Raw genomic sequence first — 16,752 nt, forward strand, 5'->3', positions numbered from 1 at the left:
TCACGCCGTGGCGGCGAGCCGCTCGGCAAAACCTTGCAGGTGCCGGCCCAGCGCCTCGCGCGTGCGCTCGTCGGCGAGCCGGCCTTCGATGATCTTCGTGTGCGCCTGGAACACCAGCACTTCGCCCTGGGGCTCGGTGCGCGCGCCAGCGCGACGCAGCACCTGCCGCAGTTGGTCCTGTGCGCGCACGGTACCGGTGATGCCGGGGCTGGCGCCCATGATGCACACCGTCTTGCCGGCCAGCGGCGATGCCTGGCGCGATTTGCCCGCGCGCGAGGCCCAGTCGATGGCGTTCTTGAGCACGCCGCTGATACCGCCATTGTATTCGGGGCAAGCCAACAGCAAGCCGTCGGCCGATGCGATGGCATCCTTGAAGGCGGCCACGGGCGCCGGATCGCCCTGCTCTTCCACGTCCTGATCGAACAACGGCAATGCGTGCAGCCGATGAATCGAGATGCGCATGCCTGAGGGCGCGAGCTCCTGCGCCGCATGCAGCAAAGCGGTATTGAACGACGCTTGTCGCAAGCTTCCCGAAATGCCGAGGATATTCATGCCACCACTCCCTGCGCGTTGACCGGCCCGAACACGGCTGGTATCGATGTCATTTCAATGCGTAGATGCCCGGCAGGTTACGACCCTGCTCGTGGAAATCCATGCCGAATCCGAAGACGTAGCGATCGGGCAACTCCACGCCGTTGAAGTCCGAGGCGATGCCCTCCACCAGTCGATCGTGCTGCTTGGTGCACAGGCTGGCGATCAGTACGCGGCGGGCGCCGCGACGCAGGCATTCGTCGCGCACGGCTTTCAAGGTGTGGCCTTCGTCGAGAATGTCATCCACCAGCAGCACGGTGCGACCGGCGAGATCCGCCACCGGCTCACGCAGCCAGTGCAGCTCGCTACCGGAGGTGGCGCCACGGTAGCGGGTGGCGTGCACGTAGTCGAATTCGAGGTCGGTGCGAATGGCCAGTGCGAGATGGCCGGCAAAAATCAGCGCACCGTTCATCACGGTGAGGAACACCGCGCGCTCGCCATCGAGTTCGGCGTCGATGCGACGCCCCATGTCGGCAATCACCGATTCGAGTGCGGCGCGGTCGAACAACAGGTCCGCGTCGACGAGAGCGGACGCGAGGGAGGGCTGGTTAGCGGTCATGCCGGCGGGTTTCCTTCCACGGCGTGAAGCGCCGTGATGCGTGCGATAAAACGCTCGCGTTGCGGGTTGTCATTGAGTCCGTCCCAGGTGGAGGCGACGGCGCCTTGGAGGGCGGCCAGGCGTTCCGGTGCGGCGGCGGCACGGCCCTGCACGGCGTCGATGGCCTCCTCTACGACCTCCGGGAAGCAGGCCAGCACGAGATCGCAACCGGCATCGAGGTGGGCGGCGACACGCGCAGCCACACCGCCGGCGGCGCCAGCGGCCGCCATGCTGATGTCGTCACTGATCACCGCGCCCGCGAAGCCCAGTTCGCCGCGCAGGATGTCGACGATCCAGCGTCGCGAGAACCCCGCCGGCTGTGCATCGACGCTCGGGTAGATCACGTGCGCCACCATCACAGCCTCGGCATGCGCGGCGATGCCCTCCATGAAGGGCACGAGATCGTCGCGACGAATCTCATCAAGTGGGCGCGGGTCCACCGCTGCGGCCTTGTGCGTATCGACGGCAACCGAACCGTGCCCGGGAAAGTGCTTGAGCACGGTTGCCATGCCGCCCAAGTGCATGCCGCGAACATAGGCCTGCGACAACTCGGCCGTGATCGCCGGGTCGGCGTGAAAGGCGCGAGGGCCGATGGCCGCATTGCCGCGGGCCAGATCCACCACCGGCGCGAAGCTGAAATCCACGCCGCAGGCGCGCAGTTCGCTGGACATGACCCAGGCGTGTTCCTCGGCCAGGCGAACGGCATTCTCAGGGTCCCGATCGTACGCCGCACCAATGGACGACAGCGGCGGCAGGCGGGTAAACCCTTCGCGGAAACGCTGAACGGGCCCACCTTCCTGGTCCACCGCGATGAGCATCTGCTCGCCACCCACGTCGCGAATGGATTCCACCAAGGCCATGAGCTTATCGCGCGAGACGAAGTTGCGCGCAAAGAGCACCACGCCGCTGACACCCGGCGCCTTGAGCCAGGCGTGCTCTGCATCCGCGAGCGTCGGGCCGGCCAGGCCGATCATGAGCATCAGGCGTTCTCCCCTGCCGCTTCCCGCTCTTGCGGCGACCAGCGCGCGTACGGGTGATCGATCAGGTTCACGTTGTAGTAGCGCGCCAGATGGCTCACCTCGCGCCCCAACCAATGGGGACGCGGGAACGATGCATCCGGCGCGTTGAGTTCGACTTCGGCCACCACGAGGCCGGCGTTGTCGCCAAAGAATTCGTCGATCTCGAACAAGGTGCCATCGACGGTGACGTGGTGGCGAATCTTCTCCAGCACGCCGTCGCACAGCGTCGCCAGCATCTGCTCGGCATCCGCCAGCGGCATGGGGTATTCGAACTCCGCGCGTTCGATGCCCAACTGTGCCGACTTGATGTTCAACCAGGCGTGCTCACCGGCCCGGCGCACGCGCACCGATGCGCGTGCCGCGCCGTCGCGCAGCGCTTGCGCACCCACCAGATAGCCCTGGGCGATGCGTTCGCTCTGTGTCACTGCATCGCGCCACGCGTCGCCGCTGAGGAGGAATTTGCGCTCGATTTCGATACCCATGATGCAACCGGTCCGTGAGAGGTGGATGACGTGGCTCAGCGCTCGAACAGCGCGATGGATTCGACGTGGGCAGTGTGCGGGAACATATCCATCACCCCCGCCGCGCTCAGGCGGAACCCGTGCTTCTGCACCAGGATGCCTGCGTCGCGTGCCAGCGAGCCGGGATGACAGGAGACATACACGATGCGCTGGGTGTCTTTGTGCGGAAGGTATTCCAGCACCTTGTCGGCGCCGGCGCGCGGCGGGTCGAGCAGCAGCTTGTCCCACGACTGTTTGGCCCAGGATGCCTGGCGCTGGTCCTCGAACAGGTTGGCCACTTCGAAACGCGCATGGGTAATGCCATTGCGTGCGGCGTTCTCGGCGGCGCGTTCGACCAGGCCGTGCTCGCCTTCCACGCCCACCACTTCCGCCGCTCGGCGCGCGATCGGCAGGGTGAAATTGCCCAGGCCGCAGAACAGGTCCAGTACACGGTCGCTGGGCTGCGGATCGAGCAGCTCCATGGCGAGCGCCATCATGCGGCGATTCATGCCGGCGTTGACCTGCACGAAGTCCAGCGGACGGAACTCCAGCTCCACGTCGTCCACCACCTCGACTCCGCTGGGAATACGGAACGCCAGGCGTGGATGCTCGGGCCACAGCGGGTGCACGCTGCTGACGCCGCCGGGCTGCAGGTAGATATCAAAGCCATGCGCCTGACCAAAGGCCACCAGGGCGGCACGATCTCGTTCGCTCAACGGCGACATATGGCGGAATACCAAGGCCACGGCGTCATCGCCGGCGGCAAATTCAATCTGAGGGATGTCCTTGGCCGCATCCATGTCGCTCACCAGCTCCGCCAGAAGGCCGATCTTGGGGCCCAGCGCCGGATGCACCACTTCGCAGTGGGTGATGTCGGCGACGAAGCGTGGGTTGCTTTCTTCACGGAAGCCCACCAGCACGCGGCCCTTCTTGGCCACGGCGCGCACCGACAAGCGCCCCTTGCGGCGGTAGCCCCACGGCTGGTCGGTGAGCGGTGGCAGCCAACGCTCAGGCTCCACCTTGCCGATGCGTTCGAAGTTGTCCTTCAGCACGCGCTGCTTTACCTCGATCTGCGCGGTGGCGTCCAGATGTTGCAGCGAGCAACCGCCACACTGGCCGAAATGACGGCAGCGCGGCTCGACGCGATGCGGCGAACGCGTCAGCAACTCCACCACCTCCGCTTCATCGTAATGACGGTGACGCTTGCGGATGCGCAGCTTGACGTCCTCGCCCAGCAGGGCGCCGCTGACGAAGACGGCCTTGCCGTCAATGCGGGTAACGCCTTTGCCGTCGTGGCTGAGGTCGGTAATGGTGGCTTCGAATTCGTTCATGGGGTGGTAACGGCTCCCGGAAACGCGCGCGCCCGGATCATGGGACCCGGGCGCGACAAACGGGTGAAAACGAGGGCGAACGGTTTACTTCTGCTTCCAGGCGCCCGAGGGGTCCTGATAATACCAGCCCGCGCGCGCCCGCTCGATCCAGCCCTTGGCAAACGTGGCGCGGATCTGGCCCTCCCATTCGGGGTGGCTGTTGGCGTTGGCGACTTCGCGGTAGAGCGCGTTGCGGTCGCGATTCTCATCCGCCACCGTGGCGTTCAGGCCAGCGCGCTGGTCCAGCGGCACCTTGCCGGCATCGCGCACGGCAATCAGGCCGTCCTGGGTGAAGCCAATGGCCCCACTGTCGAACAGTGCCGCCAGGCTGCCCTTGAAGCGCGCCTGCATGCGGCTGTGGATCGCCTCGGTGGTCGGCGTCTGGATGCGGATGTTGGGCGCGTCGGCGGCATAGGCGGCCGGCACCAGCAGATCCAGCAGCATGGCGGAGGGCTGACTGCCCTTCTTGGCGGGCGCCGGTTGCGGCTCCTGCTTGGGAGCGGTGGCAGGGGTGCCGTCGATGACGGTGCCAATGAACTGATCGGCCGCCTTCTGCGCTGCCGCCTCGGGGAAATACACGTTGATGGTGACGCACCCCACCAAGGCCACCAGTACGGTGGTCAACAATCCATAGACGAGCTTGCGCATGTTCGACTCCTTCGGGGGTGGGGACTTAACGGGTGTGCATTCAATGGACTTCCGGTCCATTGCCTTCGATGGCGGCCTTGAGGCGACGCACCAGGGTGGGCCAATCCACCTGGGTCTGGTGACCGATCACCTGCAGGCGCGGCAGGCCGCTACCTTCGACAATTGTGTAGCCATCGGCCGTGGTGTCCAAGCCGCCCATATGGCAGACCGAGGCCTGAAGTGCGCAATTGAGGCCAATGCGCTTGTAACCGAAGGTCTTGAACAGTTTCAGCACGGCGCCCTGCAAGCCTGCGGCCATGCCGCCGCCACCGACGGCGGTGAGGTTGTTCACTGCGCGCTGACTGATGCGGCCACCGCTGTTGGCGAGCAGGCTGGCCTTGAAGGCTACCGGATCCCAATTGACCAGGCGCAGATCCTCGATGGAGCCGTCCATGCGACCAGTGATGCTGCCGAAATCGAACACACTGGTCATCGCACCCAGGTCCAACTGGCGCAGCTGCACATCGCCGGTCAGTACCGGACTGGGGCTGAAGGGCCCTTGCAACGTCATGCGGGTGATGTCGACGAAGCCATCGAATACGTTGACCGACAAGCCGCCTTCCAGGTCGAAGCGATCGTCCACCCAGCGCAACGCCGGGATCGCACCGCCCAGCGTGCCTTGGAATTCAGGCCAGCCCATGGCCCGCGAGAACGCCGCCATGTCGATGCCGGTGAAGACCAGCGAGGTCGACAACCGGCGGCCCTTGGCTGCCGCTGGACGCCATTCCAGCTCGCCCAGACGAGCTTTGCCATTGAGTACAGGCAATTCCAATGGACGCTGCAGGCTCAGCGTGCCGCCATGGCTCTGCCAATGCCCTTGGGCCGCGCCATTGGCGATGCGATAGAGCTGAAGACTCTGCCACCCCAGCGTGGTGGCGGGGCGATCGCCCTCGGCACGCCAATCCAGACCACCGCGCAGCCCCTTGATAGCCAGCCGACCTTCGCCGTCGGCAAGGTCCATGCCTTCGGTTTCAAAGGCGAAGCTGCGCAAGCCACTGGCGTCCACATCGAGGCTGCCAGTGAGCTGACCTTCCATGCGTGCGTCGCGGATACCCAAGGTAGCCAACCAGGCTTGACCGTAGCGTTGGTAAGCCGCGGGGAAGCGCGACTGCACTCGATCCAGCTTCAGCTTCTGCAATTCACCCTTGTTGTTGAACGCCATGGCGCCGTCGAACTGCAAGGCATCAGCATCGGCGACGCGCAACCGATTGAAGTCTACCGCGCCATTGCGCGTTCCCGCCGACAGGCTCAACTGCACCGGGTGATCGGGCAAGCGGGCATAGATGGGGCCCAACAGCAGCTCGCCACCACGAAGCCCCGCATCCAGATCGATACGCGATGGGCTCAGGGTGGTGTCGATGTTCAAACGACCATTGCCGTTCACGCCCTGCCCGGCAAGCGTACCGCCAGGGGTGTCGAAACCCGCACCACTCAGCGCGAACTGCCCCGAAGCCTGAATCCCCTTGTCGGCCAGGTCCAGCGCGAGGTCGGCGTCCAGCTTGCCCGCCGTGGCGCGTCCGGACCACACCGTGCTCAACAGACCCTGCAACCACACGACCGGCACGCCTTTTAGGCTGATCTGCGCATGCGTGGGCTGATCGAGCGGGAGGGCCGTGCTGGCCTGGGAGCTGCCTTGATTGATGTCGATCTGCAGCGTATTGGCCGCCTCGTCCACCACCATGCTGACCTTGGCATTGCCAAGCGCCGCACCTGGCGCCCCGGCCAATTGCACATTGCCGTCGAACAGCCAGCGCATGCGTACATCGCGCGCGAGCGTGCCGCGCAAATCCACGCCAATGCGCTTCCAGCCCATGGCTGGCACATCGGCCTTGGCGGCACGCAGGTTAAGGTTGAGGCCACCCTGCCCGTCCTCGCCGAGCCGAGCCTGCATGTCTTGCAGCTTGAGGCCAGGAATGTTGACGACCTTGGCTCCCAAGGCGACGTCCGCCCGCGCGGGCAACGCCAAGCCTGGCCCGAGCAAGAGGCAGAAACTGAGCAATAGATGGCTTGATGTGAGGCGCATGAGGCGTCATTCTGCCAAAATCAGCTGAACGACACGGACTAGTCATGCTTAACCCGCTTTCCAGCGAAGCACCACGCCCCTCTGGTGCGCCCGAAGTACCCCGCGCCCTGGTCGCCGACGACGACCCGAGCAGCCGATTGTTCCTGGTGGAAGCGCTGCGCAGCCTGGGGCTGGAAGCCCAAGCTTGTCACGACGGACTGGCCGCGATTGCGTTGGCCCACGAACAAGCCTTTGACCTGCTATTGCTCGATTGCCGCATGCCCGGCGCAGGCGCCGAGCAGGTGTTGGCGGCACTCCGGCAGGACCCGGGCGCCCGCTCCACGGACTGCACAGCGGTGGCCACCAGCGCCGAAATGGATATGGCCCAGCGCCAGCGGCTACTGAGTGCCGAGTTCAGCGAGGTGCTGCAAAAGCCCTGCAGCCTGGCCGACCTGCGCCGCATCCTTTCCCTCGTGCAGGCCGGTAGCGGCAGCATGCCACTGCTGGATGACGCCCAGGCGATCGCCACCATGGGCGATGCCGAGGTGGTCAAGGCCATGCGCGCGCTGCTGCACGCCGAACTGGTGGGGCTTTATCAGGAACTGGATGGGTTGATGGGGGATTGCGAGGCGTTCGCCGACCGCCTGCACCGATTGCGCTCCTCCTGCGGTTTCTGCGGGGCGGCGGCGCTGGGCTCGCAGGCCACGGTGCTGCAACGCCATCTCAAGCTCGGGCACCCCGGGGCGCTGGCTCCGCTGTCACGCTTTCGCAAAGCCCTGGTGGCGACCATCGACGCCCTTGGCCCTCACGCGCACTGAGCGGCAATTCAGCGCCGCGACATGGCGGCGCCCAGCACATGCCAGGCTTTCAACTCGCCGCCACCCAGGTGGAAGCGGATCACCTCGCGCATCATCACGCGCAAAGACGCCATGCCTGCCGTATCCGGCATACGATCCTCGGCGAGTGCGATGAGATCCCGGCCGAGCAACGCATGAGGTGTGCCCGCCCGGCACGGTGCGGGTCCGGACTCGGCCACGTAGTGGTAGGCCTGCTCCGGGTCGAGCGGCTCCCCGGATTCACCTTCGAACTCCAATTGCAGCGCGTAGCCCACCGCATCGAGCAGGTCGCGCTCGAACCGCCGCAGACTCCAGGCCAAGGGCTCACCGCTGGCCAGTCGCGGCAAGGTTTGCGCGTAGGCATCGAATAACGATGGCAGGGGGTCCTGCCGCCCGGTGAGGCGAACCACCAGTTCATTGAGGTAGAGGCCGGCCAGCCCCGCGTCCCCCAACAAGCGCCAGGGTGTTTCCACGGTGTCGGCGGCCTGCAGTGTCGCCAGCTCACCTCGCGCCAGGAAATCCAGGGCCAGCAACTGGAATGGCTCCAGTTGAGCGCGCTGCACGCGCGCGCGCTCGCGGCGTACGCCCCGGGCCACCACGCCCAATCGACCGTGATCGCGGGTCAGGCATTCGAGCAGCAGCGAGGTTTCGCGATAGGGCCGCGCATGCAGAACATAGGCCGGCTGCTGTTCGATACGCATAACGGGGCGCTATGCCCTCAGTCGGTATAGCCGAGCTTCTTCAGCATGGCTTCGTCGTCCACCCAGCCTTCGCGCACCTTCACCCACAGGCGCAGGAACACCTTGCGCTCGAAGGCGCGCTCCATATGGCGACGCGCGGCACTGCCGATGTCCTTGAGCTGGGCGCCGCCGGCACCGATCACGATGGCCTTCTGGCCGTCGCGCTCCACCCAGATCACCGCGTGGATTTCAGCCACGCCATCCGGGCGATCCTTGAACTGCTCGATCTCCACCGTGGTGGCATAGGGCAGCTCCTGGTCCAGCCGAAGCATAAGCTGCTCGCGCACCATTTCAGCGGCCAGGAAGCGTTCGCTGCGATCGGTGATCTCGTCCTCACCGTAAACCGGCGGCTGCACCGGCAGGCGCTTGAGGATGCCCTGCTCCAGCTCCTTGAGGCCCTTCTGCTTGAGCGCACTGATGTAGTACACGTCATCGAAGCTGTGATGGGCCATCAGCTCCGCCACGAAAGGCAGCATGGTGGACTTTTCCTTGGCCAGGTCCACCTTGTTGATCACCAGCAGACGCGGCACCTTCTGCTCGACCAGGGCGTCGTACAGGGCCTGGTCTTCGTCGGTCCAACGCCCCGCCTCGATCACCTGCACCACCACATCGACCTCGCTGATGGCCGAGCGCGCTGCACGGTTCAGGCTGCGATTCATGGCGCGCTTGGCGCCACGGTGCAGGCCCGGGGTGTCCACGTACATGATCTGGCCGGCTTCGCTGGTCGCGATGCCCAGAATGCGATGACGGGTGGTTTGCGGGCGCGGGCTGACGATAGACAGGCGAAAGCCGATCAGCGCGTTGAGCAGAGTCGACTTGCCCACGTTGGGGCGTCCCGCCAGGGCCACCGTGCCGCAGCGGAAATTGTCATGGGGAAGCTCGGCGGGCGCGCCAAGGTCGAGATCGTCGTTGTCGTTCATGGTCTGGAACCTGTATCGGCCTTCCCGCGCATGCCGCCGAAAGGCGACCCAGGCGGACGGGAACGGGAGAAGTGTAAGTCGTTAGCGTGCTCCGGCGATAACGCCGGAACATCGCGGCTGGCGGGCGCCCCTGCAACGGGGCACATGGCGGGCTTTCAGCCCTGCCACTCCTGCAACTGTTGCAGCACCGTTTCGGCGGCCGCCTGCTCCGCGGCGCGACGGCTACTGCCGCGCCCCTCGGCGCGTATGGCCGTAGGCTCGGCGATGTCACAGGAAACGTCGAAGGTCTTGGCGTGATCTTCGCCGTAACTGTCGATCAATTCATATTGCGGCAACGGCCAGCCGCGCGATTGCAGCAGCTCCTGCAGGCGCGTCTTCGCGTCCTTGGAGGAGCGTGGAATGGCCGCCACCAATGGCTCGAACAAGGCGCGCACCACGGCGCGGCACTCGGCGAACCCGGCGTCAAGGTAGACGGCGGCGATCAGCGCCTCGAACGCATCCGCGAGGATGGATTCCCGCCGGAAGCCGCCGCTTTTCAGCTCGCCCGAGCCCAAGCGCAGCTCGTCGCCCAGTTCCAGCTCGCGTGCGATCACGGCCAGGGCCTGGCCGTTCACGAGCTGGGCGCGCAGACGCGACAGCTCGCCCTCGCTGGCCTGAGGGTGCGCCTCATAAAGCAGCTCGGCCACGATGACGCCGAGCAGCGCGTCGCCGAGAAACTCCAATCGCTCATTATTGGGCTTGCCCACGCTGCGGTGGGTCAAGGCCAGTTGGGCGAGCGACGGGTCGCGAAAACGGTGGGCGAGCTTGGTCAAATCAGGGCCTGTCTTTAACTACCGACGTTGCCCTGCAGATTCACGCTCTTGTCGAAGTGAAGCAGGAAGTCGATGTTGTAGATGAATGGGATGCGCTTCTCGTAGCTCACCGAAAGGACGGCAGCATTGTTGATACGCTTGATGGTGATGTCCTTGGGCTTGATGGTGGCATCGTCCACGTACTGAAAGCCCATCTTGAACATCAAGTCGCGACGCAAGTCATCGAGCGACTTACCCTCGACACCGCTGGAAGCCACCTGGTTCATGGCCTTGCTGACGCCCATGTACTCGGTATACGCCGGCACCAGCTTCATGGCCATGTAGCCAAAGAAGCCCACCACCACCAACACCACCAGGAACCCGATCAGGGTGATACCTGTCTGCTTCGATTTCATAGTCCCCTCGCTACGCCGCCAGGCGGCATCGACCCTGCAGTGAATCGCCGCGTGCCGGCCCACGGCCCGGCAACCCGCACGATAGGCGCATTGTCGCTGCAAGTCACCGCGGCCGTCACGACCGCGGCGTTAACGCCCGTCACGGTTTTCAATGAATGACCGTGCCCATGCGGTGGAAAGCCACGCCCGACCCGGTCCAGCTGAGCCAGATCAGGAAGGCCTTGCCCGCCAGATTCTGCTCGGGCAGGCAACCCCACCAGCGGCTATCCGTGCTGTTGTAGCGGTTGTCGCCCATGACGAGATAGCAGCCATGCGGCACCACCAGCGGCACGCGTGCATTGGGCAACGGCGGCGGGATGGCGTAGTTGGGCATGCGGGCCGTGAGGTGATTGACCACACCGCCCTGTCCATTGGGCAGATGCTCGTTCCACACCGTGGCGCCCATTTCCAGCATGAGGCGCGATTCGTTGCGTTTGGGGTCGCCCTCGTACGGGCCGACCAGATCCGCTGCCACCGGCTCGCCGTTGATCACAAGCTGGTCACCATGCATCTCCACACGGTCGCCGGGCATGCCGATCACGCGCTTGATCCAGTTCTGGCTCGGCACGGGGGCATGCGGATCGGCGCAGCTCTGGTCGCCGCTGCGCACCAGCTTGCCGCCGTCCTCGCAGAGGTAACCGGGGAAGCGGAACACCACCACGTCGCCGCGCTTGGGTTCACCCAGGCTCAGAAACTTGTTGTTGAAGGCCGGCATGCGCAGGCCATAGGTAAACTTGTTCACCAGGATGAAGTCGCCCACATCGAGCGTAGGCATCATCGAACCGGAAGGGATGCGGAAGGGCTCGGCCACGAACGAGCGCAGCAGCAGCACCACCAACACCACCGGGAACAGCGAACGCGCCCAGTCGACCGCCACCGGCTCGCGCACTTCCGTGCCCGCGGCCTCGGCCTTTTCCTTGCGCTGCTTGTAGAAGAACAGGCGATCCAGACCCCACACCACGCCGAACAGCACGGTGAGGCCAAGCAGAATCGCCGAAAAGTCGAAATCCATGCCCTACTCCAAGGTTGCTCGGCGAGGGGGACGCCGATTCCGCAGGTTTGTTATTTGTCCACCTTCAATACGGCAAGGAAGGCCTCTTGGGGAATTTCCACGCGGCCGACCTGCTTCATGCGCTTCTTGCCTTCCTTCTGCTTCTCCAGCAGCTTTTTCTTGCGGCTAACGTCACCGCCATAACACTTCGCCAGTACGTTCTTTCGCAGCGCTTTCACCGTGGAGCGCGCGACGATTTGGGCCCCAATGGCGGCCTGGATCGCCACGTCGAACTGCTGACGGGGGATCAGGTCCTTCATGCGCTCGACCAGGTCGCGGCCACGACGTTCGGCGTGGATGCGATGCACGATCAGGCTGAGCGCGTCCACGCGGTCGCCGTTGATCAGTACGTCCACGCGCACGAACGGGCCGGCTTCGAAGCGCTCGAAGTGATAGTCCATCGAGGCGTAGCCACGCGACACGGACTTCAGGCGATCGAAGAAGTCCAGCACCACTTCGGCCAGCGGCATTTCATAGGTGATCTGCACCTGGGTGGCCAGGTACTGGATCGAGCGCTGCACGCCGCGCTTTTCTTCGCACAGCGTGATGATGTTGCCGATGTAATCGGGCGGCGTGAGGATGTTGGCGACGATGATCGGCTCGCGAATCTCGGCGATCAAATTGGCCGCCGGCAGCTTGGCCGGGTTGTCCAGCATGAGGATGGAGCCGTCACCCTTGACCACCTCGTACACCACCGTGGGTGCGGTGGTGATCAGGTCCAGGTCGTACTCGCGTTCCAGGCGCTCCTGCACGATTTCCATGTGCAGCATGCCGAGGAAGCCGCAGCGGAAACCGAAGCCCATGGCCTCGGAGCTTTCCGGCTCGAAGAACAGCGCAGCGTCGTTCAGGCGCAACTTGTCCAGTGCCTCGCGCAGCGCTGGATAGTCGTCGGCCGACACCGGGAACAGGCCCGCGAACACGCGCGGCTGCATGGTCTGGAAGCCGGCCAGCGGCTTTTCGGCCGGTTTGCCGGCCAGGGTGAGCGTGTCGCCCACGGGGGCGCCATGCACATCCTTGATGGACGCGGTGATCCAGCCCACCTCGCCCGGCGAGAGCTTGTCCAGCTTCTTGCGCTTGGGCGTGAACACACCCACTTCGCTCACTTCGTGAGCGCGGCCGGTAGACATCACCAGCAGCTTGTCGCCGGGGCGAATTTCGCCCTGCATCACACGCACCAGCGACACCACGCCGAGGTAGTTGTCGAACCAGGAGTCGATGATCAGGGCCTGCAGGCGATCGGTGTCGCCCACTTTCGGCGGCGGGATGCGCGCGACGATGGCTTCCAGTACTTCGACCACGTTCTGGCCGGTCTTGGCGCTGACGGCGACGGCGTCCGTGGCATCGATGCCGATGACGGCCTCGATCTCGCCCTTCACCTTTTCGGGATCAGCCGTGGGCAGGTCGATCTTGTTCAGGACCGGCACCACCTCCAGCCCCATTTCAACCGCCGTATAGCAGTTGGCCACCGACTGGGCTTCCACACCCTGCGCGGCGTCCACCACTAGCAGCGCGCCTTCGCAGGCAGCCAGCGAGCGGCTGACTTCGTACGAGAAGTCCACATGGCCCGGAGTGTCGATGAAATTGAGCTGGTAGGTTTTGCCGTCACGCGCCTTGTACGGCAGCGAAACGGACTGGGCTTTGATGGTGATGCCGCGCTCGCGCTCGATCGGATTGTTGTCGAGCACCTGCGCCTCCATCTCGCGCTCGGTCAGTCCACCGCAGATCTGGATGATGCGGTCGGCCAGTGTCGACTTGCCGTGATCGATGTGGGCAATGATGGAGAAATTTCGGATCAGTTCCATGGAGCACGCTAGCTGCGTTCACTGCCGTGCGCGGCGCGCAGGCAGCGCATCACCGGGATGGTGACACGAACCCGGCATTATCGCATGGAACAGGCATGGGCCGAATGGGGGCATTTTGAGCCCTCGAAACATGGCTGGAGGCCATATCCGGTCCGGGAGGGCCCATCAGGCCCACAGGCCGCCCCGCGCCGGAAGGATGGTGACCCAAGCACCCACCTTGCCGGCGCAGTTGGCCGCTGCACTGCCATCGGCAGCGGCCAAGGGGCGTTTACTCGTCCTTGCCGCCGGGCACCGTGAGGCCCACGAAACCGCTCTGGTCGCCATGCCGGACCAGCAGCAACACCGTGTCGCCCGGCTTGGCACCCTTGGTGGCGTCCCGGAACCCGCTGACGCTTCCCACTTTCTTCTGGTTGACCATAAGGATCACGTCACCCGGCTGGAGACCAGCGCGCGCGGCGACCGGGCCGGTAACATTGCTGATGGCCACGCCTTCGCCCGTGCGCAAGCCCAGTTGCTGGCGAGTGTCGCTATCCAGGTCTTCCACGGCCAAGCCGAGCGCACTGGCCGTGGCCGCACCACCGGCCGCCGGGCGATCAGCGTCAGTAGAGGCCAGAGCGGCATTCTTGTCGCGCGGCATCTCGCCCACTGTCACCGGAACATCCAGCTTCTTGCCGTTACGCAGGATCTGCAGGTTGGCCTTGGTGCCTGGTGGCGTCTGACCGACCAAGGGCGGCAGGTCCACGCTGGAGTTGATGCTCTGGCCGTTGAACGACAGGATCACATCGCCCGGCTGCAGGCCCGCCTTCTCGGCGGGGCTCCCCTTGCTGATCTGGGTCACCACGGCACCGCTGCCATTGTCGAGGCCAAAGGCTTTGGCAACGTCATCGCTGACGGCCTGAACCATCACCCCGAGCTGTCCGCGCGAGACATATCCCTTCTCCTTGATCTGCTTGACCACGTTCATGGCCACGTCGATCGGAATGGAGAACGCCACGCCCTGATAGCCGCCAGTGTTGGAGTAGATCTGCGAATTGACGCCGACCACCCGCCCTTGCAGGTCGAACAGCGGACCGCCCGAGTTGCCGCGGTTGATCGGCACGTCGGTCTGGATAAACGAGGTATAGGGCTGATCCTGGCTGCCCAGGTTGCGACCCACGGCACTCACGATGCCCTGGGTCACGGTGTAGTCAAAACCAAACGGTGAACCGATGGCCAACACCCACTGCCCCGCCTTGAGTGCTCGCGAATCCCCAATACTCACCGCCGGCAGGCCGCCCTTGGCGTCCACCTTGAGGAGTGCAATGTCATATTGAGGGTCGCTGCCCACCACCTTGGCGGTGAGCGTACGGCGATCCTGCAGGCGCACGGTGACCGTGTCTGCGCCGTCCACCACATGATTGTTGGTGAGGATGTAGCCATCCGCCGATATGACGAAACCCGAGCCCAGCGATGTGCGCTGCTGATCTTCCGGCGACGGCATCATCGGCATGCCGAAGAAGCGGCGGAACATCTCCATGGACGGGTCGTCGTCGCCCGCGCCAGGCATATCGGGCATGCCGCCGCGCTGGGCGCTACGTCCCTTGCTGGCCTTCTTGCCGGTGTACTTGGCCTCCACGTGCACGACCGCCGGGGCGTTCTTCTGCACGATGCCGGTGAAGTCCGGCAGGCTTGGGGCGGCAGGCGCCGAGGTCTGGGCTTGTACGCCACCCGCCAATGCCAGGCTCATCAGTACGCTGCACGACAGGGTGCGCAGGGCAAGTCGGTTCATCGATTCCTCCATGGGTTGCACGCACGCTTCCACGACAGCCCGAGGCACGGGCTGACGTAGCGCATTTCTTTGGGAAAAGGATCAAGGCGCATAGGCAAGCGCTCGACCACGTGACTTACTGGGCGCTGTCCGGCGCCTGCTCAAGCGGCTGCTGCGCCTGATCGGGGTGGATCAACAGGAGATAACTGCCATCACCATTGCTGACAGGACGACGCCCAAGTCGGTACGGTGACATGCTGTCACGCGAATACAGCAAGTTGCCGCCATCACCTTCCAGGGTGGCCGACGCCTGCTGACTCAACTTGTAGGGCGAGTCGGCATAGGCATTCACCCAGGGCGGTGCCACGGCGGGAGCCTCCGAGCGGGCCACCTGCATGCCACTGCTGGAGCCATTGGCGGCTATGGAGGACGCGGCCACATGGGGCACCGCGCGATCGGCACCGGAGCCTGCGGGCTGGGCGATCATCAAGGCCGCGACGGCCACGCTGGCGGCAATGGCACCGCCGGCAGACCAATGCAGCCAATGCCGACGCTTGCCCTGAGCCGCCACGCCTTCCTGCTCGATGACCAGCATGATCCGAGCGGCGAAATCGCTCGACGCCACCATCGGCAATTGCCGGCGCAATCCGTCGCGGGCCACGTGATAGCGCGACCATGCCTGCTGCAGCGAGTCATCGTGGTCGAGTCGCCGCAGCAGGAAGCGCAGCTCCTCCTTCGACAGCTCGCCGTCCATGCCGGCAGACAGATTTTCGCGTTGGTTATCACTCATGGTTTTTTGTCCTCGCGGTCGGACAATAGTGGCCGCAGTTTCTCATCGATGGCTTCACGTGCCCGAAAGATGCGAGAGCGCACCGTTCCGATCGGACACCCCATGGCTTCGGCGATTTCCTCGTAACTGAGGCCATCCACTTCACGCAGGGTAATTGCTGTCCGTAATTCCTCAGGCAGCGATTGGACAGTGGAAAACACCGTTTGTTCAATTTCCTGTCGCATGAGTTCGCGCTCGGGGGTTGCGCTCTCCTGCATGCGATCGGCACCGGAAGTAAAAACCGCATCATCGATGGCGATATCGTCGGCCGGCGGCCGCCGGCCAAGGGCCACCAGGTGGTTCTTGGCCGTATTCACGGCAATTTTGTACAGCCAAGTATAGAAAGCACTTTCGCCGCGGAATGATCCAATAGCTCGCCAGGCACGGATAAACGCTTCCTGAGCGACATCCTCGGCCTCGGCATGATTCTTCACATAGCGGCCCACCAGGCCGATGACCTTGTGCTGGTACTTGCGCACCAGCAGGTCAAAGGCCCGTGTGTCCCCTCGTTGGATGCGCTCGACCAGCGCGCTGTCCAGTTCGTTTTCGCCCATCCGGGCCCTCTCCTTCGTCGATGCTGCTACGCGCCCTGAGGATGTCGCAGGATGGAAGCGAGTTGCTCAGACAAGAACTACGCGCTCTAGTTCAGCACGCCCTCACGCGATTACCAACCCCGCGGGGGCCCACGCCCAGGGGTGGTCCAGAGGGAACGCAGAACCAGGCCTGCTGGCGGACGTGACCTTTGGGCGAGTCGGCACAGCCAGCCAAAAGGGCGAGCAACCACCTACCACCCGGAGCCTCCATGGTCTGGATA

The 16,752-nt window shown here is 64.6% G+C and carries 17 protein-coding genes; 1 reads left to right on the forward strand and 16 read right to left on the reverse strand.

The features are described from left to right. The 7 genes from AC3G2C_RS18485 to AC3G2C_RS18515 form a co-directional block, all read right to left on the reverse strand. Window positions 1-552: an NADPH-dependent FMN reductase gene (locus AC3G2C_RS18485; RefSeq protein ID WP_488386100.1), complete on the reverse strand. Its 552-nt coding sequence runs from the start codon at window positions 550-552 to the stop codon at window positions 1-3. Between the two features lie 49 nt (window positions 553-601). Further along, a complete protein-coding gene (locus AC3G2C_RS18490) occupies window positions 602-1,150 on the reverse strand; it encodes a hypoxanthine-guanine phosphoribosyltransferase (protein WP_488386101.1) in 549 nt (182 codons plus the stop codon). After that, window positions 1,147-2,169, reverse strand: a complete 1,023-nt coding sequence (gene nagZ / locus AC3G2C_RS18495) for a beta-N-acetylhexosaminidase (RefSeq protein WP_488386102.1) — start codon at window positions 2,167-2,169, stop codon at window positions 1,147-1,149. The genes AC3G2C_RS18490 and nagZ overlap by 4 nt, the downstream gene beginning before the upstream one ends. Next, complete coding sequence (locus AC3G2C_RS18500; protein ID WP_488386103.1) at window positions 2,169-2,690, reverse strand: CYTH domain-containing protein; 522 nt, start codon at window positions 2,688-2,690, stop codon at window positions 2,169-2,171. Before AC3G2C_RS18500 ends, nagZ begins: the two co-directional genes overlap by 1 nt. Window positions 2,691-2,725: 35 nt before the next feature. Then, window positions 2,726-4,039 carry a 23S rRNA (uracil(1939)-C(5))-methyltransferase RlmD gene (rlmD, locus tag AC3G2C_RS18505; protein ID WP_488386104.1) on the reverse strand — a complete coding sequence of 438 codons (1,314 nt, stop codon included), beginning with the start codon at window positions 4,037-4,039 and terminating at the stop codon, window positions 2,726-2,728. An 84-nt stretch (window positions 4,040-4,123) separates the two neighbouring features. Continuing rightward, on the reverse strand, window positions 4,124-4,726 hold the full coding sequence (locus AC3G2C_RS18510) for a YdbL family probable chaperone protein (RefSeq protein ID WP_488386105.1): 603 nt from the start codon (window positions 4,724-4,726) through the stop codon (window positions 4,124-4,126). A gap of 40 nt (window positions 4,727-4,766) precedes the next feature. Next, complete coding sequence (locus AC3G2C_RS18515; RefSeq protein ID WP_488386106.1) at window positions 4,767-6,788, reverse strand: translocation/assembly module TamB domain-containing protein; 2,022 nt, start codon at window positions 6,786-6,788, stop codon at window positions 4,767-4,769. A 44-nt stretch (window positions 6,789-6,832) separates the two neighbouring features. Here AC3G2C_RS18515 and AC3G2C_RS18520 point away from each other — a divergent pair, with 44 nt between their 5' ends. Further along, window positions 6,833-7,585 carry a response regulator gene (locus AC3G2C_RS18520; RefSeq protein WP_488386107.1) on the forward strand — a complete coding sequence of 251 codons (753 nt, stop codon included), beginning with the start codon at window positions 6,833-6,835 and terminating at the stop codon, window positions 7,583-7,585. Between the two features lie 8 nt (window positions 7,586-7,593). Here AC3G2C_RS18520 and recO read toward each other — a convergent pair whose 3' ends face one another. The 9 genes from recO to rpoE form a co-directional block, all read right to left on the reverse strand. Then, window positions 7,594-8,304: a DNA repair protein RecO gene (gene recO, locus AC3G2C_RS18525; RefSeq protein WP_488386108.1), complete on the reverse strand. Its 711-nt coding sequence runs from the start codon at window positions 8,302-8,304 to the stop codon at window positions 7,594-7,596. Window positions 8,305-8,321: 17 nt separating this feature from the next. Beyond that, complete coding sequence (gene era / locus AC3G2C_RS18530) at window positions 8,322-9,263, reverse strand: GTPase Era (RefSeq protein ID WP_488386109.1); 942 nt, start codon at window positions 9,261-9,263, stop codon at window positions 8,322-8,324. Window positions 9,264-9,418: 155 nt separating this feature from the next. Then, window positions 9,419-10,075: a ribonuclease III gene (gene rnc, locus AC3G2C_RS18535; protein ID WP_488386110.1), complete on the reverse strand. Its 657-nt coding sequence runs from the start codon at window positions 10,073-10,075 to the stop codon at window positions 9,419-9,421. Between the two features lie 14 nt (window positions 10,076-10,089). Beyond that, entirely contained in the window at window positions 10,090-10,470 is a 381-nt protein-coding gene (locus AC3G2C_RS18540) for a DUF4845 domain-containing protein (RefSeq protein WP_488386111.1), read from the reverse strand. A 148-nt stretch (window positions 10,471-10,618) separates the two neighbouring features. Then, window positions 10,619-11,521: a signal peptidase I gene (lepB, locus tag AC3G2C_RS18545; protein ID WP_488386112.1), complete on the reverse strand. Its 903-nt coding sequence runs from the start codon at window positions 11,519-11,521 to the stop codon at window positions 10,619-10,621. 50 nt (window positions 11,522-11,571) lie between these two features. Beyond that, window positions 11,572-13,362: a translation elongation factor 4 gene (gene lepA / locus AC3G2C_RS18550; RefSeq protein WP_488386113.1), complete on the reverse strand. Its 1,791-nt coding sequence runs from the start codon at window positions 13,360-13,362 to the stop codon at window positions 11,572-11,574. A 268-nt stretch (window positions 13,363-13,630) separates the two neighbouring features. Beyond that, window positions 13,631-15,130: a DegQ family serine endoprotease gene (locus AC3G2C_RS18555; protein WP_488386114.1), complete on the reverse strand. Its 1,500-nt coding sequence runs from the start codon at window positions 15,128-15,130 to the stop codon at window positions 13,631-13,633. Window positions 15,131-15,245: 115 nt separating this feature from the next. Beyond that, window positions 15,246-15,899 carry a sigma-E factor negative regulatory protein gene (locus AC3G2C_RS18560; protein WP_488386115.1) on the reverse strand — a complete coding sequence of 218 codons (654 nt, stop codon included), beginning with the start codon at window positions 15,897-15,899 and terminating at the stop codon, window positions 15,246-15,248. Beyond that, a complete protein-coding gene (gene rpoE, locus AC3G2C_RS18565) occupies window positions 15,896-16,492 on the reverse strand; it encodes an RNA polymerase sigma factor RpoE (protein ID WP_488386116.1) in 597 nt (198 codons plus the stop codon). Before rpoE ends, AC3G2C_RS18560 begins: the two co-directional genes overlap by 4 nt. Between the last annotated feature and the right edge of the window lie 260 nt (window positions 16,493-16,752).

The organism is Frateuria sp. sgz306004, from assembly GCF_057750885.1.